At 73.5% G+C, this 2862-nt stretch carries 2 protein-coding genes; both read left to right on the forward strand.

What is annotated here, in order from left to right; all coding sequences use genetic code 11:
• Positions 1–2321, forward strand: a 2321-nt coding sequence (locus KN815_RS46015) for an SDR family NAD(P)-dependent oxidoreductase (protein WP_216347739.1), incomplete at its 5' end; no start/stop codon positions are given.
• A 24-nt stretch (positions 2322–2345) separates the two neighbouring features.
• Positions 2346–2862: beta-ketoacyl synthase N-terminal-like domain-containing protein (locus KN815_RS46020; RefSeq protein ID WP_253209667.1), on the forward strand; the 517-nt coding region annotated here is incomplete at its 3' end.

Consider the following 2862-nt stretch of genomic DNA (forward strand, 5'->3'; position numbering starts at 1 on the left):
GCCCGGAGCGGTTCCTGGTCTCGCTGGGCGAGGCGTTCGTCCGTGGGGTGGCCGTCGACTGGGCCGCGGTGTTCGCCGGGACGGGGGCGTCCGTGGTGCAGTTGCCGACGTACGCCTTCCAGCGGCAGCGCTACTGGCTGGAGCAGCCCCCGGCACCGGTGGCCGCCACCGGAGGCGACCCGGTGGAGGCCGAGTTCTGGGACGCCGTGGAGCGCGAGGATCTGGCGGCGCTGGCCACCGCGCTGGAAGTGGACGCCGAGGAGTCGTCCCTGGCCATGGTGCTCCCGGCGCTGTCCTCATGGCGCCGCGGCAGCAGGGAGCGGTCCGTGCTCGACTCCTGGCGCTACCACGTCACCTGGAACCGGGTGCCGGACCCGGCCTCGGCCGCCCTGACCGGCACCTGGCTGCTCGTGGTCCCGGCCGGACACCCCGCCACCGAGCTGATCGAGGCCGTACGCGACGGGCTGGAGACCCACGGCGCCACGGTCGTCACCGCCGAGGTGGCGGAGGCCGACCGCGCCGCGGTCGCTGCGCGGCTCGCCGAGGCCACCTCCGGAGCCACCCCGTCCGGAGTGCTCTCCCTGCTCGGGCTCGCCGACGCACCGCACCCCGGCCACGCGGGAGTGCCCATGGGCCTTGCGCTCACCCTCGCCCTCGTCCAGGCCCTCGGCGACACCGGGGTGGCGGCCCCGCTGTGGCTGGCCACCCGTGGGGGCGTGTCCGTCGGGGGCACCGATGTGCTCGACAGCCCCGCCCAGGCGGCCGTATGGGGGCTGGGCCGGGTCGCCGCCCTCGAACACCCGCAGCGCTGGGGCGGCATGATCGACCTGCTGGGCACCGTCGACGGCCGGGTCACCACACGGCTGTGCGGTGCGCTCGCGGGCCGTCTCGGCGACGAGGACCAGTTGGCCCTGCGGCCCTCCGGTGTGTTCACCCGGCGGCTGGTACGGGCCGCCGGACACCGGGGGAGCGGCGCCGCCTGGACCCCCGGGGGCACCGTGCTGCTCACCGGCGGCACCGGGGGCGTCGGCGCCCAGATCGCCCGCCGGCTCGCCCAGGCCGGTGCCGAACACCTGGTGCTCACCAGCCGACGTGGCCCCGAGGCGCCCGGCGCGGACAAGCTCAAGGCCGAACTGACCGAACTCGGCGCCAAGGTCACCGTAGCCGCGTGCGATGTGGCCGACCGCGCCGCGCTGGAGGCGCTCGTACGGGAGGTGGAGGCCGAGGGCCCGCCGATCCGCTCCGTGCTGCACATCGCGGGTGCCGGTGTGCTCGTTCCGCTCGCGGACACCGATCTGGCGGAGTTCGCCGACACGGCGGAGGCCAAGGTCGCGGGCGCGGCCAACCTGGACGCCCTCTTCGACCGGGACACCCTCGACTCCTTCGTGCTCTTCTCCTCCATCTCGGCCGTCTGGGGCAGTGGTGAACACGGCGCGTACGCCGCCGCCAACGCCTATCTCGACGGGCTCGCCGAGAACCGCCGGGCCCGCGGCCTCACCGCCACCTCGGTGGTGTGGGGCATCTGGAGCCCCGAGGAGGGCGGCATGGCCGCCAACCTCGCCGAGGAGCAACTGCGCGGCCGGGGCATCCCGTTCATGACTCCCCGGCTCGCCATCGACGCGTTCTGGCAGGTGATGGACGGGGACGAGACCGTGGTCGTGGTCGCCGACGTGGACTGGGAGCGGTTCGTCCCCGTCTTCACCTCGGCCCGGCCCAGCCCGCTCATCGGCCAGGTGCCCGACGTGGCGCGGATCCTCGCCGCCGACGCCGACACGGGGGCGGACACGACCGGCGAATCCTCCTCGCTGCGCGACCGGCTGGCCGATATGGCCCCGGCGGACCGGCGGGTGGCCGTGCTGTCGCTGGTGCGCTCCCAGATCGCCACCGTGCTCGGCTATCCCGGCCCGGAGGCCGTCGATGCCCAGCGCGCCTTCCGCGAACTGGGCTTCGACTCCCTGAGCGCCGTCGACCTGCGCAACCGCCTGGGCACCGCGACCGGGCTCCGCTTCCCCGTCACCGTCGTCTTCGACTACCCCAGCGCGGAGGAACTCGCCGGACACATCCGCGCCGAACTCTTCCCCGCTGACACCGCGAGCACCGGCCTCGACCCCGAGGACGCCGAGGAGGCCGAGGTCCGCGCGGCACTGACCGCCATCCCTCTGCTCCGGCTCCGCGAGTCCGGGCTGCTGGACGAGCTGCTGCGGCTGGCCGGTTCCCATGACCCCGCCACCGGACCGGTGGACGAGGAACCCGCCGAGTCCATCGACGACCTGGACGTGGATGACCTCGTCCGCATGGCCTACGACAAGAACGACCTCTGACGAGACTCGACTGCGGAGCTGACAATGGCAAACCCAACCGACAAGATCGTTGGCGCGCTGCGGGAGTCTCTGAAGGAGACCGAACGGCTGCGCCGGGCCAATCAGCAACTCACCGCCGCCTCCCGCGAACCCATCGCCATCGTGGCGATGAGCTGCCGCTACCCGGGCGATGTGCGCGGCCCCGAGGACCTGTGGGAGCTGGTCACCGGCGAGCGCGACGCCATCTCCGGCTTCCCCGGCAACCGCGGCTGGGACCTGGAGAACCTGTACGACCCGGACCCCGACCGGCAGGGCACCGTCTACGCCACCGAGGGCGGATTCCTCCACGACGCCGACCAGTTCGACCCGGCGTTCTTCGGCATCTCGCCCCGCGAGGCCACCGTGATGGACCCGCAGCAGCGGCTGCTGCTGGAGACCTCCTGGGAGGCGTTCGAGCGCGCCGGAATCGATCCGGCGGGCCTGCGCGGCAGCAAAACGGGCATCTTCGTGGGCGCCGCCTACCAGGGCTACATCCCCGACTGGCCCCATATGCCCGAAGGGC

Origin of the sequence: Streptomyces niphimycinicus (genome assembly GCF_018883605.1) — a bacterium.
In the GTDB taxonomy this organism is placed as follows: Bacteria; Actinomycetota; Actinomycetes; order Streptomycetales; family Streptomycetaceae; genus Streptomyces; species Streptomyces niphimycinicus.